Raw genomic sequence first — 24,883 nt, forward strand, 5'->3', positions numbered from 1 at the left:
CCCTTCCAGAGGCCTTACAGATCGGCAGTGCGCGCCACCTGCCGTACGGGTCCTCCCCCCTCGACGCTCCTCGGACGGCCGGCGTCATGATGTCGCGACCAAGCAGAGCGGGCAGCTCTTCGTGGTGGCGTCTTGACGCGGAATCCGGATCGGGTGTCGGGGGCAGGCGCAGACAGGGCAGCGCAAAATAGCAGGATAGTACCCAGAGAAGAAGGATGCAAGCCGACGAACTCGGAACCCGAGTCTGTCGCACCGCGCGCCCATCCTGACGAGCCCGGGTGGACCGCATCGACCGCTATGATCCGGCGCCTCCCCCGGCGCCGTCTTGACCCCACGAGAATGACGCAGGGCGGGCGCACAGTCAAGCAGCGACGCGCCGGTCGCCCGTCACCCCGCCAGGTGCGACCAGCGCGTCTCGAGCTCACGCCACGGGCCGGCGTCCGCAACCCTGCCCGCCTCCAGGACGACGACGCGGTCGGCCCGGGCGAGAGCCGAACGCTTCGACGTCGCCCCGACGACGGCGCTGCCACGCGCACGCAACGCGTCCCACAGCTCGAGCTCGGTGCGCGCGTCGAGCGCGCTCGAGACGTCGTCGGCCAGGAGCAGTTCGGCCTCCGTCGACAGGGCTCGCGCGAGCGCCAGCCGCTGAACCTGCCCACCGGACAGGCGCACCCCGCGGTGGCCGACGAGACTGTCCCGGCCGCCCGCGTTGTCGATGTCGGGGGTGAGACGCGCAGCGTCGACGGAAGTGTCGAACTCGCGCTCGTGACCGAGGAGCACGTTCTCGGCGAAGGAGCCGGAGAGCACTCGGGGCGTCTGGGCGACGTAGGCGACCTGGCCGGGGCGGAGGAAGAGCTCTGGCTCGCTCACCTCTCGTCCGTTCCACGTGAGCGAGCCGGTGTGGTGCACGAGCCCCGCGAGTGCCGCCAGCAGGCTCGACTTGCCGGAGCCCACGGCGCCCAGGAGCAGCACGAGCTCGCCCTGCCCGACGGTGAGATCCACGCCTTCGACGCCGACCGTCCCGTCATCGTGCAGGGCGGCGAGGTCGCGCAACGCCAGTTCGCGCAAGGGCTCCCTCGGCGTCTCAGGTACCTGAGGTGCCGCACCGGAGGGCAGGTCGAGGCCAGCCGGGAGGTCGACGAGATCGGCCCCGCCGGCGAGTTCGCTCGTCGCCCTGAGCCAGGCCCGCGTTCCGGGCGCCTCGGTGACGACCGACCCGGCGACCCGGCCGAACCAGTCGAAGTTGGACGCCGCGTTGACGACGAGCAGCGCCGTCGCAAGGCCCCAGGTGCCGTACAGCGCCCCCGCCCAGGCTGCCACGATGCCTGCCTGCACCATGAGCGTCGGGACGCCGTCGAGCACGGCGGCGACTCGGTGCTCGCGCACCGCGGCCTCGACGCGCGTGCGGTCGACGGCGGCGAGGTGTTCGCGGATGCGCCCGGTGCGACCCGCGAGCTTGATGGTGCGCGCTGCTTCGAGCGAGGAGACGAGGGCGCGACCGAACTGGGCACGGGACGCCGACGCCCGCGCGGCGGAGCGGCCCGCCACGCGCCGTCCGAGGGCGGAGGCCAGCGCCGAGCCGACCATGATGACGAGCAGGACGAGACCCGCGAGCCAGGTGCCACCGAGCACAGCGGTGAGAACGACGATGACGAAACCGTTGGTGAAGTCGATCCACCGGTCGGCATAGCGGACGAAGCGATCCGAATCCATCGCGCGCGCGACGACCTCGCCGGGAGGCGTGCGCGGCAGCCGGTGCTGCCCCGTCTGTCCGATGAGCACGCGCATGCGCACCCGCAGGGAGATCTCGATCCACCACCGCGGGTAACGGATGACGGCCACCGCGAGCGAGACCGGGCCGAGCATCACGCACACCGCGACCGCTGCGGCCCAACCCCATGCGGGGGTGCCGTCCGCCAGGGCCTGCACGGTGTGACCCCAAGCCCAGCCCGTGACGCTGCCGATGGCACCGAAGATGGAGAACGCGAGGAACGCGAAGATGGCCACGACGCCCCACTCGGGCCGCACCTTCAGCGCGTTGATGATCGCGCGTGCGAGGGACGAACCCTCGGGGATGTCGCGCGTGACGGGCGCCGCGCCCGTGCGTCGCGCGTGCGCGACGTGCGGGGCCTCGTGGTCCGGGGCGGGGACGGCGGACGCGCCGGCGGCTTCGGTGAGGTCGCGGAAGTAACCGGGTGTCTCGAGCAGTTCGTCACGGCGACCGAACTGCACGAGGCGCCCGCGCTCCATGACGCCGATGAAGTCGGCCCGCTCGATGGTGCCGAGACGATGCGCGATGAGGATGCCGGTGCGCCCCTCGAGCAACCGTGCAGAGGCCGCGACGACGCGGGCCTCCGTCACCGGATCCATGCGGGCGGTCGCCTCGTCGAGCACGATGACGCGCACGTCGCGTGCGAGCAGACGGGCGAACGCCAGCAGCTGTTCCTCGCCGGCCGACAGGCTCACGCCACCCGGGCCGAGCACCGTGTCGAGGCCGTCGGGCAGGGTCGAGACCCACGGGCCGAGACCGAGCGTCTCGACGACGTCCTCGATCTGAGCGCGCGGCAGCGGCTCGAAGACGGTGATGTTCTCCGCCAGCGTGCCGGCGAGGATCTCGGTGCGCTGCGTGACGACACCGACGCCCCCGCGCAGCGCCTCCAGGTCGAGGTCGCGCACGTCGACGCCGCCGAGGAAGAGCGAACCGGGCGGCGGCTCGACGGCGCGCGAGACGAGGGAGGCCAACGTCGACTTGCCGGATCCGGTGCGTCCCACCAGGGCGAGAGTCGACCCGGCCGGCACGTGCAGGTCGACGTCCTGCAGCGCGAACGTGCCGGTGCCGTAGCTGAAGTCGAGGTGACGTACGTCGAGATCCAGCGGGCCCTCCGGCAGCGCTCGTCCGCCCTCGGGTTCGGCCGGAACGGCCAGGAGGGCGCGCAGGCGCACGATGGCGCCGAGGCCCGCCTGCATGTCCGGGAACTGCTCGGCGACCCGTGCCAGCATGCCGACGAACGTGCTCGTGACGAGGAACATCGTGACGAGATCACCGACCGACATCGACGTGCGCGAGGCGAGCGCGACACCGGCGAGCACGACGAGGACGAGCAGCAGGTGCAGCGACAGGCCGGTGCGCAGCAGCAGCTTGACCTCGAGGCGCACGACGGCCAGGAACCGCTCGTGCACGCGCGCCGACAGCTTGGCGAGGCGCGCGACCACGAACGGCTGGCCGAGGCTCGTGCGGATGTCGTCGCGGCCCGCGACGCCCTCCTCGAAGATGGCGGCGTGCTCCGTCCAGGCGGCCTCCTCGAGCACCTTGCCCGCCGCGATCGGGGCGAGCAAGGAACGCATGAGCACCCACGTCAGCGCCGCGAAGAGCGGGAAGAGCACCCAGGCCGGCCACCACGTGATACCCGCGACGATCCACATCGGCACCATGGCGAGCGTCATCCGCAGCACCATCCAGATCTGCTGTCGCAGCAGGTTCGAGATCTCGTGGGTGTCGTCGTCGACACGGTCGAGGATCTCACCGCCCGCCTGCTCCGACAGGGCCTCGAGCGGTTGCGCGAGCACCGCGTCGACGAGGTCGCGACGCAGCTGCCCGGCGGCACGATCGACCATGCCCGCCCACAGGAAGCGCCCCGCGGTGTCGACGAGCGCCCCACCGAGGACGGTGACGGCCAGCAGCGTCACGAGGCGAGCGCTCGTGTGCTCGGCCAGCCGGCCCGCGATGACGGACGCCGCCGTCGTCGCCAACGCTGTGACGGCCGCGAGGATGACGGCGGCCCACGTACTGGGGACGGCGATGCGTCGCCATCCGATCTGGCGGGATGGCGAGGCGTGCGGCGCGGGTGGTGTCGTCATGGCACGTCACAGGCTACGGGTGAACACCGACAACCGCACTCGAATATCGCGCGCGTCATCGGCGGCACCGGCCTCGGCAGGGTTCCTTTGGCGCGACGCCAGGTCTGCCGGCATGCGAAAGCGGGCCGCACCGTGATGGTGCGACCCGCTTCGACGCGATGTCTCGCGATCAGTGCCCAGGCAGTGCCCGGGCAGAGATCACTTGACCTCGACGGTGGCGCCGGCGCCTTCGAGGGCTTCCTTGGCCTTGTCGGCAGCGTCCTTGGCGACACCTTCGAGAACCGGCTTCGGGGCGCCGTCGACGAGGTCCTTGGCCTCCTTGAGACCGAGGGACGTGAGGGCGCGCACCTCCTTGATGACCTGGATCTTCTTGTCACCGGCCGAGGCCAGGATGACGTCGAACTCGGACTTCTCCTCGGCAGCGCCGGCGTCGCCGCCGCCTGCAGCCGGAGCAGCCGCGGCAGCAACCGGAGCAGCAGCGGTGACGTTGAAGGTGTCTTCGAAGAGCGTCACGAACTCGGAGAGCTCGATGAGCGTCATTTCCTTGAAAGCCTCGAGGAGCTCGTCGTTGGAGAGCTTCGCCATGATGGGCGTCCTTTCTGTTCTGTCGGACCCGGACCGATGTGGTCGTGGGATCCGTGCCGTGAGTGGCGTTGTGGTGGGTTTGCGCTGATGCCGGTCGGGACCGGATCAGGCCTCGTCGCCACCCTCGGCGACGTCTGCGGTGGCCGCTTCGGCAGCCGGGGCTGCGTCGGTGGCCGGTCCCTCGGTCTCGACCTTCGCACGCAGGGCGTCGACGGTGCGAGCGGCCTGCGACAGCGGGGCCGCGAAGAGGTAGACAGCCTGGCTGAGCGAGGCCTGGAGGCCCCCGGCCAGCTTGGCGAGCAGGGTCTCGCGGGACTCGAGGTCCGCGAGCTTGTTGATCTCCTCGGCCGACATGGCCTTGCCGTCAAGGACGCCGCCCTTGATGACGAGGAGAGGGTTGGCCTTGGCGAAGTCACGCAGCTTCTTCGCCGTCTCCACCGGGTCACCGGTGACGAAGGCGATAGCGGACGGGCCCTGGAGCTGGCCGTCGAAAGCCGTCACGCCGGCTTCGGCAGCCGCACGGGCGGTCAGCGTGTTCTTCACCACGGCGTAGGTGGCGTGCTCACGAATGGAGTTACGCAGATCGGTGATCTGCGCCACGGTGAGACCGCGGTACTCCGTCAGCACGGCAGCATCCGAGTTGCGGAAGTTGTCCGCAAGCTCGGCAATGGCTGCATCCTTAGCGGCGGTAGCCATGCGCGCCTCCTTCGGTGGTGAGTGCCAGTCGCTCGGGCGACACGAAAAAAGAGCCTCGGCGCAGGCGCGCTGAGGCTCTGAAAACATGCTGACGAACAGCACGATCATCGACTGAAGCTCACCTGCGCCGGACGCTCACTGACGTGAGGCCTTCGGTCACATCCACCCAGAGGCAGAGTGCAACAACCGGCGGTCATTGGTCCTCCCAATGTACCGGGCGGGCGGCGGGCGGCCAAATCGGTGCGATCGACGCCGGTGGGCACTGGTGCACAGGCCGCGGAAACCTGACGAAAAACTTACCGTCGCGATCGGGTGCGACACGCGCCGGGCTGGTGAGACTCGAGGAGTGGCCGGTGACGCACCGGGCGCTGCCTCACCGCCTACCGAAGGACCAAGCATGCCCGACGCACCCACCCCCGCAGCTGCTCTACCCGACGATGGCGCGACCGCACGTCGTGGACTTGCCGGGCGCCATCTCGCGCCACGTGGGGTCGCCGCGATCGCCCTGGCCGCGGCCGTGACGACGGCGGTGAGTGGGTGCGGCGACGACTCGACGGCCGATGCCTCGACGAGCACCATCGCCCCCTCCGACATGAGCCGCATCGCGGCCGGCAACACGCCGCGTTCCAGTTCGACTGACCCTTCTACGTCGTTGCGCAGCGCCGCCTCGTCTGCGCCCGCGACCTCGCGGAGTGCTTCGGTCGCGTCGAGCGCATCCGGGACGACATCCAAGGCCGGCGCCGCCGCAGTCGTCATCCCCGACGCCGCCAAGGCCCACACCAAAGACGGCGCCAAGGCCTTCGTGAAGTTCTACTGGGAAACCCTCGACAAACTGGACGCGGCACCCAAAGTCGGCGTGTTAGAGCAATTGGCCGCGTCTGATTGCCAGTCGTGCATCTCGCAGCGCAATACGATCGCGACCATGGTGCGCGATGGCAGTCACATCGATGCCGCCAGCCCTCACCTGAGCAATGTGTCGATTCGGAGCGATTCCACCAACGACTCTGTCATCGTGACCTTCCATCAGGCGGCTCCCCCGGCGACCAAGGTGTCAGCCGACGGTAAGCGCGCGATATTGCCCAAGACGAGTCTAAAGGTGGCGGCACGAGCGGACTGGGTTGGCAACACCTGGAGGCTCGGTGAGTCTGGTGCTGACCAGAACTGACCTCTGCAAGCTGGCCTTGCTACCTCTCACCGGATGGGCGCTGTTGATCGCGGAGCCCATTACGGCGTCCGCGGACCTGCCCTGCCAGCAGGCTCTGGCTTGCCACAATGGCGACACGGTCTCCGTCGTCGTAAAGAAAGGTGGGGGCATCGCGACCGCGGCTCCACGCCCACCCGGCCCCCGCGACACCGATCCAGAAAGCGGCGGCTCATCAAAGCCATCCCGCATTGTGCCGCCACCACCGCCCGCAGGCAGTCATGAACCTACCGTTCCGCTCTGGGCCACAACAGGTGGCATCTCAACGACGTCAGTCCACGCACGCCCCGCTGACACGCCGTGCGCGACGGGCGAGGGGCAGACCCCGAAGCTGTCGTGCGTCAACTACACCCCCGCGCCACCTGCACCCACGATGACCACCCCCGCATCAGGAACCGCCACAGCGCCAGCAGCTCCGGCCGCGCCCACCTACACCGCCGAGCAAGCAGCCACCCAGGCCTGGACGACTCAGACCTTCACGAAGGCCACCGTCGCCATCCAACCCGCCGGCAACACCACGCTCACGGGCCTGCCCACCTACTTCCAGGCGACCTACGGCCCCGATGGTCTCGCCCCCGGTGAGACGACCACAGTCACCCTGCTCGGACACACCATCACCCTGCGCCCCACCGACGTCACCTACACCTACCACTACGGCGACACCGCCACCTACGGCCCCACCACCGACGCGGGCGGGCCCTACCCCACCGGCAATGTCACTCACACCTACCCCACCAAGGGCACCGTCACCACCCGCATCGACACCACCCTCAGCGGCCAGTACCAGGAGAACAACGGCCCCTGGCGCACCATCCCCGGCGCCACGACGATCACGGGACAGCCTCAACGGCTCACCATCGCCACCCTCCAATCACGCCTCCACCACTGACCACCGCACCCAGAGAACACACCCGCCGCCCGACCGCTCGCACCCACCCGCCAGCTGCACCACGAATGCGCGACTGCGCGCACGTTCCCCGTGTGGGTGCACAAGTCCCCAGCAGAGTCGCTGCACCAACTGTTCACCCACTGGCCACGATGACGCACCCTGCGCGCCGCGGCCCGCCGCCTACTGTCAGCTCGTCCTGTTGCTGAACTAACGAAAGCCCCTCATGCCACTGCTTCCCCAGCGCCCCACCGCCATCGTCACCGTCGCCGCAGCCGTCGCGGGGCTGACGTCGTTCTCGCTGTCCACCGCAGGTTCGGCGCAGGCTGCGTCGACCACCGTCACGATCAGCGAGGTGTTCGGCGGAGGCGGCAACAGCGGCGCACCGCTGCGCAGCGACTTCGTCGAGCTCTACAACACCTCGAGCGCGCCCGTCGACCTCACCGGCTGGAGCGTCCAGTACTGGTCCGCGTCGGGCACGAGCGCCCAGAAGACTCCGCTCAGCGGCCAGGTCGCACCGGGACACCACTTCCTCGTCAAGGAAGCCGACGGCGCGAACGCGTCCGCGCCCGCCCTGGAGAATCCTGACGTGACGGGCACGATCGCGATGTCGGGCACCGCGGGCCGCGTCGCCATCGTCGACCCGAACGGCGCCACCGTCGACCTCGTCGGCTGGGGCGGGGCGAGCGTCGCGGAGGGTTCCCCTGCCCCCGCGACGACGAACTCGACATCCGTCTTCCGCAAGAGCGAGTGCACCGACACCGACGACAACGCTGTCGACTTCACCGTCGGCACCCCGACGCCGACGTCGTCGGCGGCCGGCGCGACGGCCTGCACCCCGCAGGCGCCGCACGAGCCGTCGACGGTGACGATCCAGCAGATCCAGGGTTTTTCGCACCTCTCGCCGCTCAGGGACGAGCGCGTCAGCAAGGTCAGCGGTGTCGTCACCGCCATCAATGCCACCGGGTTCTGGATGCAGGCCCCGAGCGACGACGACGACGCGACGAGCGACGCCGTCTTCGTCTACACCAAGACCGCGCCCACCGCCGTCGTCGGTGACGCCGTCAGCGTCGACGCCACCGTCTCCGAATTCCGACCGGGCGGCGCCTCGGGCAACGACAACCTGACGACGACGCAGCTGACGAGCCCCGTCGTCACCGTCACCGCGTCCGGGCAAGCGCTGCCGGCGCCTGCCGTCCTCGGCAAGGACCGCATCGCCCCACAGCAGAACGTCGAGTCGGGCGACCCGAAGAACGTCGAATCGGCAGCGGCCACCTTCGACCCGACGAAGAACGCGATCGACTTCGACGAGTCGCTCGAAGGCATGCGCGTCGCCCTCGACGATGCGCGCGCCGTCGGCCCGACCAACCCCAAGTACCGCGAGACCCCGGTCGTGCCCGGCCAGAACGTCGACGCGCTGACCACGCCGCGCGGTGGCGTGCTCTACTCCGGCTACGACCACCCGAACGCGATGCGCGTCATCCTCGACGACCAGGCCAAGCCCGCCAACCCGCTGCCCGTCAGCACCGTAGGTGACGTCTACACCGGCCGCACCACCGGCATCATGGACTACTCCTTCGCCATGCCGCACGTGCACGTCACCGACGTCGCGGGGCACCGCAGCGCCGGCCTGAAGCGCGAGACGACGAAGGCCCAGGGCCTGTTCGAGATGGCCGTCGCGACATTCAACGTCGAGAACCTCGCACCCAGCGACCCCCAGACGAAGTACGACCGCCTCGCCGGCCAGATCACGGGCAACCTGCACTCCCCCGATGTCCTCGCGCTCGAAGAGATCCAGGACAACAACGGCGCCCAGAACGACGGCACCGTCGACTCGTCCACGACCGTCAAGAAGCTCGTCGACACCATCAAGGCCGCCGGCGGCCCGACGTACCAGGCGCGCTGGGTCGACCCCGAGAACGGCAAGGACGGAGGCCAGCCCGGAGGCAACATCCGCCAGGTGTTCCTCTACCGCACCGACCGCGGCACGTCGTTCGTCGACAAGGGAACCCCCGGCGCGACGACGGCCACCGGCGTCACCGGGCGTGGCCTGTTCACCGACCTCACCGTCTCGCCCGGCCGCATCGACCCGACGAACACCGCCTTCACCGACTCGCGCAAGCCGCTCGTCGGCGAGTTCAAGTTCCGCGGGACGAAGGTGTACGTCATCGCCAACCACTTCAACAGCAAGGGCGGCGACGACCCGCTCTTCGGCCGCTGGCAGCAGCCCGTGCGCTCGTCCGAGACGCAGCGCCACGCGCAGGCCACCGTCGTGCGCGGATTCATCGACAAGCTGCTCGCCGCCGACCCCAACGCTCGCATCGTGACGCTCGGTGACCTCAACGACTTCGAGTTCAGCCGGACCACCGACATCCTCGTCGGAAACCGCAAGACAGCGATGACGGACCTGCCGCGCACCCTGCCCGCCAACGAGCGGTACTCGTACGTGTACGAGGGCAACAGCCAGATCCTCGACCACATCCTGCTCAGCCCCAAGCTCGCCCAGCCCTGGCTCGGCCTCGCGAAGCCGCTGTTCAACTACGACATCGTCCACACCAACAGCGAGTTCCCCGACCAGGACTCCGACCACGACCCGCAGATCGTCCGCATGACCGTCACCCCGTTCTGAGGTCATGCGGCCGGCCATGTGATCTGGACGGCACAACAGGCGAGGCCCGCACCCCGAACGAATCGGGATGCGGGCCTCGCCCGTCGAGAAGCGTCGACCGCTCACGTAGAGCGATCGAGCGAGAAGCCGATCAGGCCTGCTCGGCGCCGTCCTCCATGAGGTTGCGCGTGCGCGACTGGTCGATCAGGATGCCAGGGCCCATCGTCGTGGCCATCGTGGCCTTCGTGATGTAACGACCCTTCGACGCCGACGGCTTCAGACGCAGGATCTCATCGAGCGCAGCCGCATAATTTTCGACAAGAGCCTTCTCGTCGAACGAGGACTTGCCGATGATGAAGTGCAGGTTCGCGTGCTTGTCGACACGGAACTCGATCTTTCCGCCCTTGATGTCTCCGACGGCCTTCGCGACGTCCATCGTCACCGTTCCCGTCTTCGGGTTCGGCATGAGACCACGCGGACCGAGCACCTTACCCAGGCGACCGACCTTGCCCATGAGGTCGGGCGTCGCGACGACGGCGTCGAAGTCCGTCCAGCCACCCTGAACCTTGGCGATCAGGTCATCCGAACCAACGAAGTCGGCGCCGGCAGCCTCGGCCGCCGCAGCCTTGTCACCGTTGGCGAACACGAGGACGCGAGCCGTCTTACCCGTGCCGTTCGGCAGGTTCACCGTGCCACGAACCATCTGGTCCGCCTTGCGCGGGTCGACACCGAGGCGCATCGCAACCTCGACCGTCGAATCGAACTTCGTGCCGGCCGTCTCCTTCGCGAGGCGAACAGCCTCGAGCGGCGAGTACAGCTTGCCTTCTTCGATCTTCTCTTCCGCCGCGCGGTACGTCTTGCTGCGCTTCATCTCAAACTCCTTCAACAGGGAGATCGTGGTTCTACGAGCCAGCGCCGGCCCAACCACTTTCGGGCTCCGCGCCCCCGACACCAGGTCGATCCTGACGCCGCGATGCCACACAGGCAACCAGACGATTCTACGTGACGTGCGGGGGTGGGGTGAAATCGGCGACGGACGCACGAAGCCCCTGACCCAGGTGAGGGCCAGGGGCTTGCGTCGAACCGGCAGACAATTTCTTCTCGACTGATCGATCCCCGCCGCAACGTCACGGCAGTACGAACATCATCGATCGTACCGAAGGTGCACTCTCAGACACTTCTTCTCGACTGAACGCACCCCGGCCGGAACGTCACGGCAGTACGAACATCACTGCCCGTACCGAGGATGCACTCTCAGACACTTTTCCTCGACTGAACGCACCCCGCCGGAACGTCACGGCAGTACGAACATCACTGCCCGTACCGGCGGTGCACTTTCAGTCGGTGGTAATCCCCATCGAACGCGCCGTACCCGCAATGATCCGCGACGCCATGTCGAGATCGTTCGCGTTGAGGTCCTGCATCTTCTGCTGCGCGATCTCACGAACCTGATCCGCCGACAGGTGCGCGACCTTCGTCTTGTGCGGCTCGCCGGAACCCTTCTGGACGCCCGCAGCCTTCTTGATGAGCTCAGCAGCCGGCGGCGTCTTCGTGATGAACGTGAACGAACGGTCCTCGTAGACCGTGATCTCGACCGGGATGACGTTGCCGCGCTGGGACTCCGTCGCAGCGTTGTACGCCTTGACGAACTCCATGATGTTCACACCGTGCTGACCCAGCGCCGGACCGACCGGCGGAGCCGGCGTCGCCGCACCGGCCTGGATCTGCAGCTTGATGAAACCGGAAACCTTCTTCTTCGGAGGCATGAAGCCACCTCTTTCCTGTCATGGGCCGACGCCGTGGGCGATGACCCGGTTGCATCCTCACCACCCGGACAGGCGATGAGAGGTTGATGACGACCGCCGCGACGAAACGCGCGGCAGGTCGAAGGATCAGATCTTCGCGACCTGGTTGAAGCCCAGTTCGACCGGCGTCTCGCGACCGAAGATCGACACGAGCACCTTGATCTTCTGCGTGTCCGCGTTGATCTCGGAGATCGTCGCGGGCAACGTCTCGAACGGGCCTTCCATGACGGTGACGGACTCGCCGACGGTGAAGTCGACATCCGCGGACGCCGACGACGCGGAGCCACTCGACGCGGCCGCACCCTCAGCCGAAGCCTCCGGCTCCTCGAACGTCGGGTTCAGCATCGTGACGACCTCGTCGATCGACAACGGGTACGGCTGGTGCGCGTTGCCGACGAAGCCCGTGACACCCGGGGTGTGACGCACTGCGCCCCACGACTCGTCCGTCAGATCCATGCGCACGAGCACGTAACCCGGGATGCGCACGCGCGTACCCGACTTCTTCTGCCCGTTCTTGATCTCGGTGTAGTCCTCCATCGGAACCTCGATCTGGAAGATGTAATCCTCCATGTTGAGGCTCGTGATGCGCTGCTCGAGGTTCGTCTTCACACGCTTCTCGTAGCCCGCGTAGGAGTGGATGACGTACCAGTCACCGAACTGCGACTTGAGCTCCGCGATGAACGCCTCGCGAGGGTCGACCGCGTCAGCCTGCTCGGCCGGGGCGACCTCGGCGTCGACGACGGCCTCCTGCTCCACCTCGCGCTCGGCGTCGTCGGCGTGGGCCTCGGCGGCGCTCGGCAGTTCGCCGACCTCGCCCTGCTCGGGCGCCAGGTCAGCGTCAGGCGTGCGCACAGCGCCCGCCGCGAATTCGGCCTCTTCCGCCGCAGCCGGCGAAAGCTGCTCGGGGTTCTGCTCGGTCATCGACCTGCTTCCTTCACATGTGGGGACGTACGTCGCGTGCTCTCACACGAACGCCGCCCGCGCGGCCCCCGCGGGGGCGCTCAGGCGGCGAATCTTCGAGATGGGCCCGGGACTCAGTTCGAACCGAAGACCCAGGAGACCGCACGCGTGAACAGCCAGTCTAGACCGTTGACGTACGCCATGATGACGGCGAGGAAGACCAGGACCGCGATCGTGTACGTCGTCAACTCGTCACGCGTCGGATAAACGACCTTGCGCATCTCGCCGATGACCTGCCGGATGAACAACAGGATGCGGCCGAAGAAACCGCGGCGCTCAGATTCACCCGCGACGGAAGCCCCCGTCACGACATCGGAATCTGCCACGGCCCCGCCCTCTCGGATCAATACGCTGTGCAGGGCACGAGGGACTTGAACCCCCAACCCCCGGTTTTGGAGACCGGTGCTCTGCCAATTGAGCTAGTGCCCTTCGCGAGCGAACCCGCGCGACGCGGCGGTTGAGTGCCGTGTCGACCCCCAACTGTACGGGACGACGACGCTCGAACGGAAATCTGGCCCTCCCCCGTGCGTGATGCGCGGCAGCCGTCGCGCGAGGGCGGTGACAGGATGAGCGGGTGACGAGTCGCGACACCTCCCCCAGCCGCTCCCGGCGAGACCTCGACGCCCTGCCGAAGGCGCACCTGCACCTGCACTTCACCGGCTCGATGGCGTTCGACACCCTGCTCGACATGAGCGTGACGCACGGCGTCCGGCTGCCGGACAGCCTGAGGCGCAGCTGGCCTCCTCAGCTCGCATCGGCCCGCGACGAGCGGGGTTGGTTCCGCTTCCAACGCCTCTACGACGCCGCCCGCGCCTGCGTGCGTAGCGAGGATGACATGCGCCGCATCGTCGACGAGGCCGCCGCGAGCGATGCGCGTGAGGGCTCACGATGGTTGGAGATCCAGGTCGACCCCACGTCCTACGCACCGTTCGTCGGCGGCATCACACCCGCCTTGGAGATCGTGCTCGACGAAGCTGCGCGGGCCGGTGAGCGTCACGGCATCGGGGTGGGCGTCGTAGTCGCGGCGTCACGGCTACGGCATCCCCTCGACGCGCGGACGTTGGCCCGGCTCGCGGCGAAGAACGCCGGCGGTGTCGTCGGCTTCGGATTGAGCAACGACGAACGCCGCGGCGACACCTCCGCGTTCGCGCCGGCGTTCCGCATCGCGCGCAACGCGGGCCTCGCCTCACTGCCCCACGGGGGCGAACTGCTCGGCGCCGACGCCGTGAGCGAGACGCTCGACGCGCTGCACCCCACGCGGCTCGGGCACGGGGTGCGTTCCGCGGAATCGCCTGAGGTGTTGGCGCGCGTCGTCGATGCCGGCGTCGGGCTCGAGGTGTGCCCCGGCAGCAATGTGGCACTCGGCGTGTACGAGAGCGCCCCGGAGGTGCCCCTGCGTCCCTTGTTCGACGCAGGCGCGCGGATGGCGCTCGGCGCCGACGACCCGCTGCTGTTCGGCTCACGCCTCACGGATCAGTACCGCACCGCGCGCGACGTCCACGGATTCAGCGACGCCGAACTCGCCCAGCTCGCGCGCGACAGTTTCACGATCTCGAACGCGCCGGCGGACGTCGTCGCGGCCGCGGACGCCGACATCGACGCCTGGCTCGCCGCACCGCCTGCTTGAGCGCTCAGCCGGCCTCCCAGATTGCTGCGTCGCGCTCGAGCATCGAGTGCGCGGACGCCGGAGGTGGGCGGAGCGGGTCAGGCGATCGGTTCGAGCCCGACCCACACGGGCTCGGGCACGAGACGCACGCCGAACGCGGCCTCGACGCCGTCGACGATCTCGGTGGCGAGGGCCACGACGTCCGATGCGCTGGCATCGCCACGGTTCGTCAGAGCGAGCGTGTGCTTGGTCGACAACGCCGCCGGGCCGGGCATGTTGTACCCCTTGCCGAAGCCGGCCTTGTCGATGAGCCAGGCCGCCGACGTCTTGAGCAACCCCGGGTGCGCCGCGCCGGCGGGGAACTCGGGCGGTGTGGGTCCGTCGGCGCCGAGGCGCTCGGCCGCTCGCTCGCGGATGCGCGCCATGACGCGTTCGGAGACGATCGGGTTGGTGAAGAACGAACCGCACGACCAGGTGTCATGATCGGCCTCGACGACGACCATCCCGCGCTTGGAACGCTGGGCGAGGACGGCCTCGCGGGCGTCGGCGAGCGGAACGCGATCGCCCTGCTCGACGCCGAGCCCCGCGGCGAGATCCGCGTACGCGATGGGCTGGCTGCGATCGGCCTTGCGCAGCTGGAACGACACGTCGAGCACGACGTAGCGACCGCTCGCGTCGCCGTCACGGAAGGGGGTGTTCTTGAAGATGCTGTGACGGTAGGTGAAGTCGCAGTCGGCGTTGGCGAACGTCTTGATCTGCTGGGTGACACGGTCGTACGTCCGTACGCTCGCGACGGTCTGCGCGACCTCCTGGCCGTACGCGCCGACGTTCTGCACGGGCGTCGCGCCGACGAGCCCCGGGATACCCGACAACGCCTCGATGCCGGACCAGTCGTGGCTGCAAGCGTACGCGACGAACTCGTCCCACACCATGCCGGCACTGACACGAACCGTCACGCCCCCGCAGTCGGAGTCGTGCTCGACCTCGAGGGTGTCGTTCGCGATCTTGACGACCGTGCCGGGAAAACCCTCGTCCGCGATGAGCAGGTTCGAACCGCCCGAGAGCACGAGCAGCGGCTCCTCGGCGTCATCGACCTCGCGCACGACGTCGACGATCTCGTCGATCGTCTCCGCGACCACGAGACGTCGAGCAGGGCCACCGACATGCATCGTCGTCAGGCTCGCGAGCGGGACGTCGAACTGCTCCTGCATGAAGACCTCGATCAGAGTTGGATGACTGCTCTCGTTCGACTCAAGACCTTAGTGCCTGCCACCGACACCGCCGCGTCCAGCGTCACCCTGCCCGCGTCGTCGTCGCGCGAGAACAGCGAGACGACGATGTCGACGCGTGCATCGCCGCCGGCAGGCACGACGACGGGCGCGGCGAAGCGGGTGCCGAAGGAGACGATCAAGTGCCCCTGCGCCAGCTCCTCGATGCGTGAGGCGACCAGCCCCATCGTCAGCATGCCGTGGGCGATGACGTCGGGCAGGCCGACGCTCTTGGCGAACGCCTCGTCCTGGTGGATCGGGTTCTGATCGCCGCTGGCGTCGGCGTAGGCGACGAGATCGGCGCGTCGAAGCGTTTCGCTCGTCTCGAGCAACGTGTCGCCCGCGCTCGCGGACGTGAGGTCGACGCTGCGGTGTTCGTGCTCGCTCATGCGTGCGTCTCCTCTGCCCTGATGACGACGACGCTCGTCATGTCAGCTCGACGCGACCCGTCAGCGGTGGTGACGGCGGTGGCGAGCGTGACCATGTCGTGTCCACCGGCCGACCGAACGCGCGCGACGGTCGTCTCGGCGATGAGCGCCTCCCCCGCGACGATCGGCGCGTGATGCGTGAACGTCTCCTCGCCATGGACGAGGCGCGAGAAGTCGACGCCGGCCTCCTCATCGCGCATGAAGAGCGCCTCCGCCTGCTGGGCGAGCGTGACGGCGAACGTCGTCGGCGCGACGGCGTTCGTGTGGCCCGCGACGCGGGCGGCGTCGACGTCGAGGCAACGGTCGTCGCTCGCGCGGACGGCGCGGGCGAACGTCACGATCTCATCGCGCGTGACGACGTGCGCCTGCGGCATGCGGTAGGTGCGGCCCTCGACCGCCGGGTTCACTGGCATGTCTCGACGCTAGAGGTGCTTCGGCGTTACTCGGAAGTCGGCGATGCGCGCCGAGGCTGGCAGTCGGCAGCACGACGGACGTCAGACGAATGTGACCGAAAATCGCAGATGGGGACGAGAACCGCGAAGGTGGGCAGGATTCGCCGATGGGGACGTGAATCGCAGATGGGCGGGGTTGCGAAACGGCCGTCACCCTGGAGGGGTGACGGCCGTGACGTGTGGTTCAGACGAGATCAGCGGGTCTCGCGGTGAGCCGTGTGCTTCGTGCAGCGCTTGCAGTACTTCGCCAGCTCGAGACGGTCGGGGTTGTTCCGACGGTTCTTCTTGGTGACGTAGTTGCGCTCCTTGCACTCGGTGCAAGCCATCGTGATCTTCGGGCGAACGTCAGCGCTCTTCGAGGCCATGTCCTACACCTACTCTCAAAAAAGTCGAAACTGTCGCGAGACAGACTGTCGGGAAAAACTTGGTAGCGGGAGCGGGACTCGATCCCGCGACCTCACGATTATGAGTCGTGCGCTCTAACCAGCTGAGCTACCCCGCCATGCCATGATCGCCGTCTCCGGCGCTCACGCGAGCCCCCAAACGGAATCGAACCGTTGACCTTCTCCTTACCATGGAGACGCTCTGCCGACTGAGCTATAGGGGCCTCACGCCACTGCCGCCGAGGCTGTTTCAGCTGCTCGGCGCGTTTCAGGCGCGAGGAACACCTTACACGGCGCCCGAACGAACACGAAATCGACGAGCCCACGGCTACGGACGCGGTGCCGCCGCGGCTCGCCCCACGACGGCGGGATCGGGTCGTCGTCACCGTCCCGGCGCCGAGACGTGTCACCCCTGAGACGCGGGATCCCGACGGCACGTCATGCCTCGGGATCCCGCGTCTCAGGGGTGTGCCTCACAGCGGACGGATCGTGCCCCGAGCGTGCTCCGTGCCCTTCTTGGCGTTGCGCAGCGCGAGGTCGAACGACCCCGGCCCGCCCGCGGACTGCGCGATGAAACGCACCGTCGACGGGATGAGCACCGGCTTCTTGAACGCAACGTTCACCTCGTAGGCGTCGGGCAACCGGTTCTCGAGCGCGCCGAGCATGCGGGCCTTGCTCCACATGCCGTGCACGATCGTCGTCGGGAAGCCGAGCGCCTTCGCTGCGAGCGGGTTCATGTGGATCGGGTTGACGTCGCCCGACACCTTCGCGTATCGGCGTCCGAGGTCGCCGGCGAGGCGCCACGTCGCACCGAAACCGTCGATGGCGTCCGGCTCGTCGACCTTCGGCGGCACCTCTCCGTCGACCTTCGCGCCGCGAAAGAGGTACGTCGAGCGGTCCTCCCACACGAGTTCGCCGTCGACGTACACCTCACCGACGAGGTCGGCCTGCGCACCACGAAAGTGCGGACGCAGGTTCTCGACCCGCGCGCGCAGCTCCAGCGTCTCGCCCAACAGCACCGGACGGTGCTGACGGATCGTGTTCTCGAGGTGCACCGAACCCATGAGGGCGAACGGGAAACCCGGATCCGACATGAGCGCGACCTGCAGCGGGAAGACGAGCACGTGCAGGTACGTGCTCGGCACCCGGTTGCTCAGCGCGAACCCGCAGACCGCGTCGTAGTCGGCGACGTCCGCGACGCTCGGCGTCACGTCGCGTCGCACGACCTCGAGGTCGGGCAGCGTCCGCCCCTTGCGCTTCGACCCGGTGACGACGGCCTTCGCGAACATGGGGCCGAGCTTCGGCTCGCCCTTCAGCTCGATCATGCGCGTCATGTCAGGCTCCGATCTGGCTCTGCCCACACACGCGCAGCACCTGGCCGGTGACGCCCGCCGAGCCCGGCTCGGCGAAGAACGCGATGGCCTCGCCGACGTCGATCGGGTTGCCGCCCTGCATCATCGAGTTGAGGCGGCGGCCCACCTCGCGCGTCGCCATCGGAATCTTGGACGTCATGTCGGTCTCGATGAAGCCGGGCGCGACGGCATTGACGGTGATGTCGCGGTCGGCCAGCTTCTCCGAGAGCTCACGCACCATGCCGATGACGCCGGCCTTCGACGCCGCGTAGTTCGCCTGACCGCGGTTGCCGCCGATGCCGGAGGTCGAGGCGACCGACACGATGCGTCCGCCGTCCTTGAGACCACCCTTCGTCGCCGGGTCGAGCAGCACCGCGTTGATGCGGAACTGCGCGCCGAGGTTGACGTCGACGACCGAGTTCCAGCGCGCCTCGTCGGTGTTGACGAACAGCTTGTCGCGCGTGATGCCAGCGTTGTGGACGATGACGTCGAGCTTGTCGGCGTGACGGGCGACGGCCTCGGCGATCTTCGCGCCCGCGTCGGGTGAGGTGATGTCGAGCCCGAGCGAGGTGCCGCCGATCTCGTTGGCGACCTTGCTCAGCGCGTCGCCGGCGGCCGGGATGTCGACGGCGATGACGTGTGCACCGGCGCGGGCGAACACGCGCGCGATCTGCGCGCCGATGCCGCGCGCCGCACCCGTGATGACGGCGACCTGGCCTGCGAACGGCTGGTGCCAGTCGGCGACCTCGGTGACGGCGTGCTTGCGGATGCGGATCGGCTGACCCGACACGTACGCCGAGCGGCTCGAGCCGAAGAAGCGCAGCGGCGCCTCCAGCACGGCCGCGTCGCCCTGGGCGTCGGGGTCGATCCAGAACAGGTTCGCCGAGCCGCCGGCGCGCAGTTCCTTGCCGATCGAGCGCGTGATGCCCTCGAACGCCTGCGCCGTCGCGGCGGCTTCGACGTCGTCGAGCGCGGACGGCGTCGTCGCCATGACGATGACGCGCGCCGACCTGCCGAGCGCCTTGACCGCCGGGATCGCGATCTCGCGGAACGTCTCGAGGTCGCTCAGCTTCGTCGCCGCGGTGACGTCGATGACGAACGCGCCGAGCTTGTCGGAGTACGTCGCCTCTGCGGTGGCGTCGACGACGTCGGCGCCGGAGCCGCGCAGGATCGCCGCGGCCGTCGAACCGACGACGCCGGAACCGACCGTGCCGACGGCGGCGGGGCCGTCGAGCAGGTCCTGACCGACCTCGTAGCGGCGCAGGACGGGAGGCTGCGGCAGCCCGATCTGCTTGGCGAGCTTCTTGCCGAAACCGTTGTTGACGAAGTTCGAGTAACCGTCAGCCATCACACTGCCTCCAGAATCGCGACGACGCCCTGGCCACCAGCGGCGCACACGGAGATGAGGCCGCGGCCGGAGCCCTTCTCGTGCAACTGCTTGGCGAGCTGCGCGATGATGCGGCCACCGGTGGCCGCGAACGGGTGGCCCGCGGCGAGCGAGCTTCCGTTGACGTTGAGCTTGCTGCGCTCGATCGAGCCGAGCGGCGCGTCGAGACCGAGCTTGTCCTTGCAGAACTCGGGGCTCTCCCAGGCCTTGAGCGTGGCGAGCACCGTCGAGGCGAACGCCTCGTGGATCTCGTAGAAGTCGAAGTCCTGCAGGCTCAGACCGTTGCGCGCGAGCAGGCGCGGCACCGCGTACGCGGGGGCCATGAGCAGGCCCTCCTTGCCGTCGACGTAGTCGACCGCGGCGGCCTCACCGTCGACGAAACGGGCGAGCAGCGGCAGATTGCGCTCCTTCGCCCACGCCTCGCTGCCGAACAGCACGGCCGAGGCGCCATCCGTCAGCGGCGTCGAGTTGCCGGCGGTCATCGTCAGGCCCTCGCCCTTGCCGAAGACCGGCTTGAGCTTCGCGAGCTTCTCGACCGTGCTGTCGGGACGCAGGTTGTTGTCCTTGGCGAGGCCGAGGAACGGCGTGACGAGGTCGTCGAAGAAGCCACGCTCGTAGGCGGCGGCCATCTTCTGGTGCGACGCGGCGGCGAGCTCGTCCTGAGCCTCACGCGTGATACCCCACTCCTTGGCCGTGATGGCCATGTGGTCGCCCATCGCGAGGCCGGTGCGCGGCTCCGAGTTGCGGGGCTGCTCGGGCGCGAGCTGGTTCGGGCGGATCGAGGCGAACGCCTTGAGGCGATCCGGCGTCGTCTTCGCGTAGTTCGCCTTCATGAGCGTCTTGCGCAGACCCTCGTTCAGTGCGAGCGGCGCGTCGGACGTCGTGTCCGTGCCACCGGCGATCGCCGAGTCGATCTGGCCGAGCTTGATCTTGTTCGTCACGAGGATCGCGGCCTCGAGACCCGTCGCGCAGGCCTGCTGGATGTCGTAGGCCGGCGTCGTCGGCGCGAGGTGGCTGCCGAGGACGGATTCGCGGGTGAGGTTGAAGTCGCGCGAGTGCTTGATGACGGCACCGGCGACGACCTCACCGAGGCGCTCACCCGAGAGGGAGAAGCGCGAGACGAGGCCGTCGAGGGCCGCCGTCAGCATGTCCTGGTTGGAGGCCTTGAGGTAGGCGCCGCCCGAGCGGGCGAACGGGATGCGGTTGCCGCCGATGACGTAGGCGTCACGGATCGTGGTCATGAATCGCTCCGGTTGAGTCGTGGTGGGTCGTGCGCGAGCCGATGACGAGGCCGCGCGGACGTGAGCACTCGTCAAAACTTACCGATACGGACAGTAGCAGGTACGACGCGTACGCGATACCGTGTCAGGCATGTCCACCACCACCCGAGCAACGAGCGCCCAACCCGACGGACGCGACGCGCGCTGGGCCGCCCATCGCGTCGCCCGCCGTCGCGAGCTCGTCGACGCCGCCCTGCGCGCCATCCGCCGTCACGGCGCCGGAGTGGGGATGGACGAGATCGCGGCCGAGGCCGGCACGAGCAAGACCGTCATCTACCGCCACCTCGGCGACCGGCTGGGGCTCTACCTCGCCGTGTGCGAATCGGTCGACGCGCTCATCCTCGCCGAGATCGACGCCGCCGCGAGCGCCACGTCGGATGGTGACGGCGAGGCCCGCGCCACCGGCTCGTCCGCGCGACGCACGCCGCCCGGGCCCGCGATGCTCGGCGCCGTCATCGACTCCTACCTGCGCCTCGTCGAACGCGATCCCGAGGTGTACCGGTTCGTCGTGAGGCGCCCGGACGTGACGCTGCCGGAGGGTCCTGGCGATCCCGTCACCGGCCTTTCGGGACGGATCGCCGACAACCTCTTCGACCTCCTGCTGGCCTTCGGCCCCGGCACCCAGGAAGCTCGCGGGAGAGCGCGAGCGTTCGCGTGGGGCGTCGTCGGCCTCGTCAAGGAATCGGCCGACCGGTGGCTGGAGAACCCCGGCGGATTGAGTCGCGCGCAGCTCGCCGCCCACCTCGCCGCGCTCGCCCACGGCGGCCTCGCCGGGGCGCTGGCGCGAGACGTGCCAGGGCCGGCCGATGCGCACATCGCTACTGATGGCCCCGGCGGCGTCGACCGACCCGACCGCCCCGCCGACACCGGACGCGACGAGCGAAGCATCCACGACGACACTGCCCGATCCGACGAAACACCGACGTTCGACCCGGCCGGATGACACGATCCGTTCCGAGGCAGCTCTCACCCGCAGGCCGCACCGCGGCGCCCGCGGCCGACAAGGAGGACGACATGAGCACGACTCCCGAGACCACGACCGAGAACACTCCGCCCGCGCCCGCGCCCGCGACGAACGACGTCGTCGAGCAGATGCGCATCGCGCTCGACGGGCCGTGGCGCGACCTGCGCGAGCGGATCCGCGGCGAGCTGCCGTGGGAGGCCATCAGTGGCACGCCCGGCGAGTCGATCGAGGCCCAGCGCGAGCGAGTGACGCGTCAGGTGCTCGCGCTCGCCGACAAGGGGTACGGCTCGATCGGTTTCCCGACGCAGTACGGCGGCACGCTCGACTACGGCGCGTCCTGCGTCGCGTTCGAGATGGAGGCGTACGGCGACCTGTCGCTGCTCATCAAGAACGGCGTCCAGTTCGGTCTGTTCGGCGGCGCCGTCTCGCGCCTCGGCACCGACAAGCACCTCGCCGCGTACGTGCCCGACATCATGAGCGGCAAACTGATGGGCTGCTTCGCGATGACGGAGGTCGGGCACGGCTCGAACGTCGCCGCCGTCGAGACGACCGCGACATACGACGCGCAGACCGACGAGATCGTCGTGCACTCCCCCACCGTCTCCGCGACGAAGACGTACATCGGCAACGCCGCCAAGGACGGACGCGCGGCCGCCGTGTTCGCGCAGCTCGTCGTCCCGAGCGTCGGTGACGTCGCCGACGGCGAGGAGGAGACCCCGAGCAAGGGCGTCCATGTCGTCGTCGTGCCGATCCGCGACGAAGACGGAAACCCGATGCCGGGCGTCACGATCGGCGACAACGGCGTCAAGGGCGGGCTGCCCGGCGTCGACAACGGCACGATCGCGTTCGACCACGTCCGTGTGCCCCGCGAGAACCTGCTCGACAAGTTCGGCGGCATCGACGAGACCGGCACCTACGTCTCGGAGATCGACAACATCAACCGGCGCTTCTTCACGATGCTCGGCACGCTCGTGCGCGGCCGTGTGTGCGTCGGCGGTGGCGCGGGTGCGGCGGCGCAGAAGGCGCTCGCCATCGCCGTCCGCTACGGCGAACAGCGGCGTCAGTTCTCCGCTCCCGGCTCGCCCGACGAACTCGTCGTCCTCGACTACCTCGCGCACCAGCGCAAGCTGCTGCCGCGCCTCGCGAAGTCGTTCGCGCTGCGCTTCACGCAGAACGCCATGACGGCGCGCCTGCAGGAACTGGAGGACGCAGCGACGTCGTCGGAGAAGGAGACGCCCGGCGCCGACCACGAGGACGCTCAGCGTGAGCTCGAGGCGTGGGTCGCCGGCATGAAGGCGCAGACGACTTGGCATGCGCTCGACACGATCCAGGCGTGCCGCGAGGCGTGCGGCGGCGCCGGGTACATGGCGACCAACGGGCTGACGCAGATGCGCGCGGACATCGACGTGTTCGCGACGTTCGAGGGCGACAACACCGTCCTCATGCAGCTCGTCGCGAAGGGGCTGCTGACGGAGTACAAGGACCAGTGGGGCGATCTCGACATCGCGGGGACGATCGCGAAGGTCACCGCGCAGACCGTCGAGGGACTCGTCGAGAACACGCTGAAGCGTGCCGGCCTGCAGCGCCTCATCGACGGCGCGACGCCGCGCAACGACGAGACGGCGCTCGACTCGCGCGGCTGGCAGGAGTCGATGTTCTCCGAGCGCGCGTCGCACCTGCTCGAGACGGCCGCGATGCGGCTGCGCAAGGCGGGCAAGAGCGACGGGTTCGCCGTGTTCAACGCGGCCCAGGATCACATCCTCGCCGCGGCGAAGGCCGACATCGACCTGCGGATCTTCGAAGCGTTCAAGGAAGGCCTCGAGGCCATGCCCGAGGGCGAGGCGCGCAAGCTCATGGCGAAGGTGTTCGACCTCTACGCACTGGCGTCGATCGAGGAGGACAAGGGCTGGTTCATCGAGCACGGTCGCATCACGACGTCACGTTCGAAGGCCGTCACGACGCGCATCAACGAGCTGTGCGCCGAGCTGCGTCCCCACGCCGTCGACCTGACGAAGGCGTTCGGAATCCCCGAGTCGTGGCTCGAGAACGACCTCATCGACCTCGGTCAGGACCGCGCGGGTGTGACGGCCTGACGACGGGTTCGACGCGTCGCGGGTTACAGGGCGCTTCGGCGGCCGACGCATCGCGGCGCGAATGCTGACGGGCGCCTCACCTGGCTGGTGGGGCGCCCGTCAGGCGTTCTGTCCGCGCGTCTGGTGATGTGCCTGGCCGCACGCGGGGGCGTCCCGGGGCTCAGCGCACCGGTTCGCTGGAGGCGACGAGCTGTTCCAACGTCATCGCCTTCTGCCCGGTGAGCAGTCGCACGTCGTTGCTGACGACGTCGAGCTCCCCCGCGGCGATCGCCGTGTAGGTGCTCACCCATGCGTCCATCTCGAACGGCTGCGGGTCGTACTTCTGCCGTGACGCGCGCGCCTGCTCGATCGTCTCGGGTTCGTAGCGGAAGTCGCGGTCGCGACCCGCGCTGAGGATGGCGGCGATCTCGTCCAGCGTCAGGGCCTGCGGGCCGGTGAGATCGTACGTGCGGCCCGCGTGCTCGCCCGGTGCGAGGAGCACCGCGTGCGCGGCACGGGCGACGTCCGCTCGGGCGACGGGCGCGACGCGTCCGTCACCCGCCGGGCCACGGATGACGCCGTCCTCGTCGGCGAAGTGCTCGAAGACGTCGGCGTAGAAGCTGTCTCGCAGGAACGTCCACACCATGCCGGAGGCCTTGATGTGCTCCTCCGTCGCGAAGTGGTCGCGCCCGAGCGTGAACGTCGAATCAGGCGCCGCATTGAGGAACGAGGTGTACACGATGTGCTGCACGCCCGCCTTCGCGGCCTGGTCGACGAAGTTGCGGTGCTCCTCGACGCGCGTGGGGCTCTCGGCCGCCGACACCATGAACAGGGTGCCGACGCCTTCGAGCGCTGCGGCCGCGTCGGAGGCTCCGTACTCGGCGACGGCGACCTCGCTCTCACCGTCGACGTCACCGAGATGTGGCAGGCGCGAGACGTCGCGCAGGAGAAAGCGAACCGGACGCCCCGGCGCCGAGACGAGGCGCGCGACGGCGCCGCCGACGGCACCCGTCACACCGGTGACACCGATGCGGGGAAGCGTGGTGGAATCTGCGCGAAAGGCCATGTGCCCATCATGCCCGTCTATCGTGG

Annotated in this window: 21 protein-coding genes and 3 tRNA genes; 6 read left to right on the forward strand and 18 right to left on the reverse strand. The window is 68.9% G+C overall.

The features are described from left to right. Positions 1 to 387 precede the first annotated feature (387 nt). The 3 genes from HMPREF0321_RS09770 to rplJ all read right to left on the reverse strand — a co-directional run bounded on the left by HMPREF0321_RS09770 (position 388) and on the right by rplJ (position 5,139). Positions 388 to 3,858, reverse strand: coding sequence for an ABC transporter ATP-binding protein (locus HMPREF0321_RS09770; RefSeq protein WP_006946251.1), 3,471 nt, complete (start codon positions 3,856 to 3,858; stop codon positions 388 to 390). A gap of 198 nt (positions 3,859 to 4,056) precedes the next feature. After that, positions 4,057 to 4,443, reverse strand: coding sequence for a 50S ribosomal protein L7/L12 (rplL, locus tag HMPREF0321_RS09775; protein WP_006946083.1), 387 nt, complete (start codon positions 4,441 to 4,443; stop codon positions 4,057 to 4,059). Between the two features lie 105 nt (positions 4,444 to 4,548). Then, a complete protein-coding gene (gene rplJ / locus HMPREF0321_RS09780) occupies positions 4,549 to 5,139 on the reverse strand; it encodes a 50S ribosomal protein L10 (protein WP_040014839.1) in 591 nt (196 codons plus the stop codon). 397 nt (positions 5,140 to 5,536) lie between these two features. Here rplJ and HMPREF0321_RS09785 point away from each other — a divergent pair, with 397 nt between their 5' ends. From HMPREF0321_RS09785 to HMPREF0321_RS09795, 3 genes are all read left to right on the forward strand, one after another. Continuing rightward, positions 5,537 to 6,304, forward strand: a complete 768-nt coding sequence (locus tag HMPREF0321_RS09785) for a DUF6318 family protein (RefSeq protein WP_006946119.1) — start codon at positions 5,537 to 5,539, stop codon at positions 6,302 to 6,304. A gap of 409 nt (positions 6,305 to 6,713) precedes the next feature. Beyond that, entirely contained in the window at positions 6,714 to 7,229 is a 516-nt protein-coding gene (locus HMPREF0321_RS09790; RefSeq protein ID WP_006946155.1) for a hypothetical protein, read from the forward strand. Positions 7,230 to 7,452: 223 nt separating this feature from the next. Beyond that, positions 7,453 to 9,855, forward strand: a complete 2,403-nt coding sequence (locus tag HMPREF0321_RS09795) for a lamin tail domain-containing protein (protein ID WP_006946262.1) — start codon at positions 7,453 to 7,455, stop codon at positions 9,853 to 9,855. Positions 9,856 to 9,985: 130 nt separating this feature from the next. Here HMPREF0321_RS09795 and rplA read toward each other — a convergent pair whose 3' ends face one another. The 5 genes from rplA to HMPREF0321_RS09820 all read right to left on the reverse strand — a co-directional run bounded on the left by rplA (position 9,986) and on the right by HMPREF0321_RS09820 (position 13,028). Further along, positions 9,986 to 10,705: a 50S ribosomal protein L1 gene (gene rplA, locus HMPREF0321_RS09800; RefSeq protein WP_006946194.1), complete on the reverse strand. Its 720-nt coding sequence runs from the start codon at positions 10,703 to 10,705 to the stop codon at positions 9,986 to 9,988. Positions 10,706 to 11,171: 466 nt separating this feature from the next. After that, on the reverse strand, positions 11,172 to 11,600 hold the full coding sequence (gene rplK / locus HMPREF0321_RS09805) for a 50S ribosomal protein L11 (RefSeq protein ID WP_006946271.1): 429 nt from the start codon (positions 11,598 to 11,600) through the stop codon (positions 11,172 to 11,174). 126 nt (positions 11,601 to 11,726) lie between these two features. Next, positions 11,727 to 12,560, reverse strand: a complete 834-nt coding sequence (gene nusG, locus HMPREF0321_RS09810) for a transcription termination/antitermination protein NusG (RefSeq protein WP_006946230.1) — start codon at positions 12,558 to 12,560, stop codon at positions 11,727 to 11,729. A 113-nt stretch (positions 12,561 to 12,673) separates the two neighbouring features. After that, complete coding sequence (secE, locus tag HMPREF0321_RS09815; protein WP_006946054.1) at positions 12,674 to 12,925, reverse strand: preprotein translocase subunit SecE; 252 nt, start codon at positions 12,923 to 12,925, stop codon at positions 12,674 to 12,676. Between the two features lie 30 nt (positions 12,926 to 12,955). After that, positions 12,956 to 13,028, reverse strand: a tRNA-Trp gene (locus HMPREF0321_RS09820). Between the two features lie 145 nt (positions 13,029 to 13,173). Between HMPREF0321_RS09820 and HMPREF0321_RS09825 the strand changes: the two genes are divergently transcribed. Further along, the gene (locus tag HMPREF0321_RS09825; RefSeq protein WP_006946103.1) at positions 13,174 to 14,226 is read left to right on the forward strand and encodes an adenosine deaminase; all 1,053 of its coding nucleotides are present in this window, start codon (positions 13,174 to 13,176) and stop codon (positions 14,224 to 14,226) included. 77 nt (positions 14,227 to 14,303) lie between these two features. Here HMPREF0321_RS09825 and HMPREF0321_RS09830 read toward each other — a convergent pair whose 3' ends face one another. The 9 genes from HMPREF0321_RS09830 to HMPREF0321_RS09870 all read right to left on the reverse strand — a co-directional run bounded on the left by HMPREF0321_RS09830 (position 14,304) and on the right by HMPREF0321_RS09870 (position 20,716). Further along, the gene (locus HMPREF0321_RS09830) at positions 14,304 to 15,416 is read right to left on the reverse strand and encodes a UDP-N-acetylmuramate dehydrogenase (protein WP_006946263.1); all 1,113 of its coding nucleotides are present in this window, start codon (positions 15,414 to 15,416) and stop codon (positions 14,304 to 14,306) included. A gap of 11 nt (positions 15,417 to 15,427) precedes the next feature. Beyond that, positions 15,428 to 15,862 (reverse strand): MaoC/PaaZ C-terminal domain-containing protein, encoded by a 435-nt coding sequence (locus HMPREF0321_RS09835; protein WP_006946241.1) that lies wholly within the window; start codon positions 15,860 to 15,862, stop codon positions 15,428 to 15,430. Then, complete coding sequence (locus HMPREF0321_RS09840) at positions 15,859 to 16,314, reverse strand: MaoC family dehydratase N-terminal domain-containing protein (protein WP_006946228.1); 456 nt, start codon at positions 16,312 to 16,314, stop codon at positions 15,859 to 15,861. Before HMPREF0321_RS09840 ends, HMPREF0321_RS09835 begins: the two co-directional genes overlap by 4 nt. A gap of 233 nt (positions 16,315 to 16,547) precedes the next feature. Further along, on the reverse strand, positions 16,548 to 16,718 hold the full coding sequence (gene rpmG, locus HMPREF0321_RS09845) for a 50S ribosomal protein L33 (RefSeq protein ID WP_006946127.1): 171 nt from the start codon (positions 16,716 to 16,718) through the stop codon (positions 16,548 to 16,550). 60 nt (positions 16,719 to 16,778) lie between these two features. Next, a tRNA-Met gene (locus HMPREF0321_RS09850) sits at positions 16,779 to 16,855 on the reverse strand. 32 nt (positions 16,856 to 16,887) lie between these two features. Then, a tRNA-Thr gene (locus tag HMPREF0321_RS09855) sits at positions 16,888 to 16,960 on the reverse strand. 249 nt (positions 16,961 to 17,209) lie between these two features. Then, complete coding sequence (locus HMPREF0321_RS09860) at positions 17,210 to 18,070, reverse strand: MaoC/PaaZ C-terminal domain-containing protein (RefSeq protein WP_006946143.1); 861 nt, start codon at positions 18,068 to 18,070, stop codon at positions 17,210 to 17,212. 1 nt (position 18,071) lies between these two features. Continuing rightward, entirely contained in the window at positions 18,072 to 19,436 is a 1,365-nt protein-coding gene (locus tag HMPREF0321_RS09865) for a 3-oxoacyl-ACP reductase (RefSeq protein WP_040014812.1), read from the reverse strand. Beyond that, positions 19,436 to 20,716: an acetyl-CoA C-acetyltransferase gene (locus HMPREF0321_RS09870; RefSeq protein WP_006946239.1), complete on the reverse strand. Its 1,281-nt coding sequence runs from the start codon at positions 20,714 to 20,716 to the stop codon at positions 19,436 to 19,438. Before HMPREF0321_RS09870 ends, HMPREF0321_RS09865 begins: the two co-directional genes overlap by 1 nt. Positions 20,717 to 20,846: 130 nt before the next feature. On the opposite strand from HMPREF0321_RS09870, the gene HMPREF0321_RS09875 reads away from it, so the two are divergent. Beyond that, on the forward strand, positions 20,847 to 21,698 hold the full coding sequence (locus HMPREF0321_RS09875) for a TetR/AcrR family transcriptional regulator (protein ID WP_006946275.1): 852 nt from the start codon (positions 20,847 to 20,849) through the stop codon (positions 21,696 to 21,698). Between the two features lie 71 nt (positions 21,699 to 21,769). Then, on the forward strand, positions 21,770 to 23,812 hold the full coding sequence (locus HMPREF0321_RS09880; RefSeq protein ID WP_006946147.1) for an acyl-CoA dehydrogenase: 2,043 nt from the start codon (positions 21,770 to 21,772) through the stop codon (positions 23,810 to 23,812). A 160-nt stretch (positions 23,813 to 23,972) separates the two neighbouring features. On the opposite strand, the gene HMPREF0321_RS09885 is transcribed toward HMPREF0321_RS09880, so the two are convergent. Beyond that, positions 23,973 to 24,857 carry an SDR family oxidoreductase gene (locus tag HMPREF0321_RS09885; protein WP_006946298.1) on the reverse strand — a complete coding sequence of 295 codons (885 nt, stop codon included), beginning with the start codon at positions 24,855 to 24,857 and terminating at the stop codon, positions 23,973 to 23,975. Positions 24,858 to 24,883 lie beyond the last annotated feature (26 nt).

Source organism: Dermacoccus sp. Ellin185, from assembly GCF_000152185.1.
Classification (GTDB): Bacteria; Actinomycetota; Actinomycetes; order Actinomycetales; family Dermatophilaceae; genus Dermacoccus; species Dermacoccus nishinomiyaensis.

Excerpts from the sequence above, each read along its gene's own strand:
- rplJ (WP_040014839.1), bottom strand. The coding sequence starts at position 5,139 with ATGGCTACCGCCGCTAAGGATGCAGCCATTGCCGAGCTTGCGGACAAC.
- HMPREF0321_RS09770 (WP_006946251.1), bottom strand. The coding sequence starts at position 3,858 with ATGACGACACCACCCGCGCCGCACGCCTCGCCATCCCGCCAGATCGGA.
- HMPREF0321_RS09795 (WP_006946262.1), top strand. The coding sequence starts at position 7,453 with ATGCCACTGCTTCCCCAGCGCCCCACCGCCATCGTCACCGTCGCCGCA.
- HMPREF0321_RS09785 (WP_006946119.1), top strand. The coding sequence starts at position 5,537 with ATGCCCGACGCACCCACCCCCGCAGCTGCTCTACCCGACGATGGCGCG.
- rplK (WP_006946271.1), bottom strand. The coding sequence starts at position 11,600 with ATGCCTCCGAAGAAGAAGGTTTCCGGTTTCATCAAGCTGCAGATCCAG.
- HMPREF0321_RS09860 (WP_006946143.1), bottom strand. The coding sequence starts at position 18,070 with ATGACGCGCATGATCGAGCTGAAGGGCGAGCCGAAGCTCGGCCCCATG.
- HMPREF0321_RS09875 (WP_006946275.1), top strand. The coding sequence starts at position 20,847 with ATGTCCACCACCACCCGAGCAACGAGCGCCCAACCCGACGGACGCGAC.
- HMPREF0321_RS09870 (WP_006946239.1), bottom strand. The coding sequence starts at position 20,716 with ATGACCACGATCCGTGACGCCTACGTCATCGGCGGCAACCGCATCCCG.
- rplA (WP_006946194.1), bottom strand. The coding sequence starts at position 10,705 with ATGAAGCGCAGCAAGACGTACCGCGCGGCGGAAGAGAAGATCGAAGAA.
- HMPREF0321_RS09835 (WP_006946241.1), bottom strand. The coding sequence starts at position 15,862 with ATGAGCGAGCACGAACACCGCAGCGTCGACCTCACGTCCGCGAGCGCG.
- rpmG (WP_006946127.1), bottom strand. The coding sequence starts at position 16,718 with ATGGCCTCGAAGAGCGCTGACGTTCGCCCGAAGATCACGATGGCTTGC.
- HMPREF0321_RS09865 (WP_040014812.1), bottom strand. The coding sequence starts at position 19,436 with ATGGCTGACGGTTACTCGAACTTCGTCAACAACGGTTTCGGCAAGAAG.
- nusG (WP_006946230.1), bottom strand. The coding sequence starts at position 12,560 with ATGACCGAGCAGAACCCCGAGCAGCTTTCGCCGGCTGCGGCGGAAGAG.
- HMPREF0321_RS09880 (WP_006946147.1), top strand. The coding sequence starts at position 21,770 with ATGAGCACGACTCCCGAGACCACGACCGAGAACACTCCGCCCGCGCCC.
- HMPREF0321_RS09885 (WP_006946298.1), bottom strand. The coding sequence starts at position 24,857 with ATGGCCTTTCGCGCAGATTCCACCACGCTTCCCCGCATCGGTGTCACC.
- rplL (WP_006946083.1), bottom strand. The coding sequence starts at position 4,443 with ATGGCGAAGCTCTCCAACGACGAGCTCCTCGAGGCTTTCAAGGAAATG.
- HMPREF0321_RS09840 (WP_006946228.1), bottom strand. The coding sequence starts at position 16,314 with ATGCCAGTGAACCCGGCGGTCGAGGGCCGCACCTACCGCATGCCGCAG.
- HMPREF0321_RS09830 (WP_006946263.1), bottom strand. The coding sequence starts at position 15,416 with ATGCAGGAGCAGTTCGACGTCCCGCTCGCGAGCCTGACGACGATGCAT.
- HMPREF0321_RS09790 (WP_006946155.1), top strand. The coding sequence starts at position 6,714 with ATGACCACCCCCGCATCAGGAACCGCCACAGCGCCAGCAGCTCCGGCC.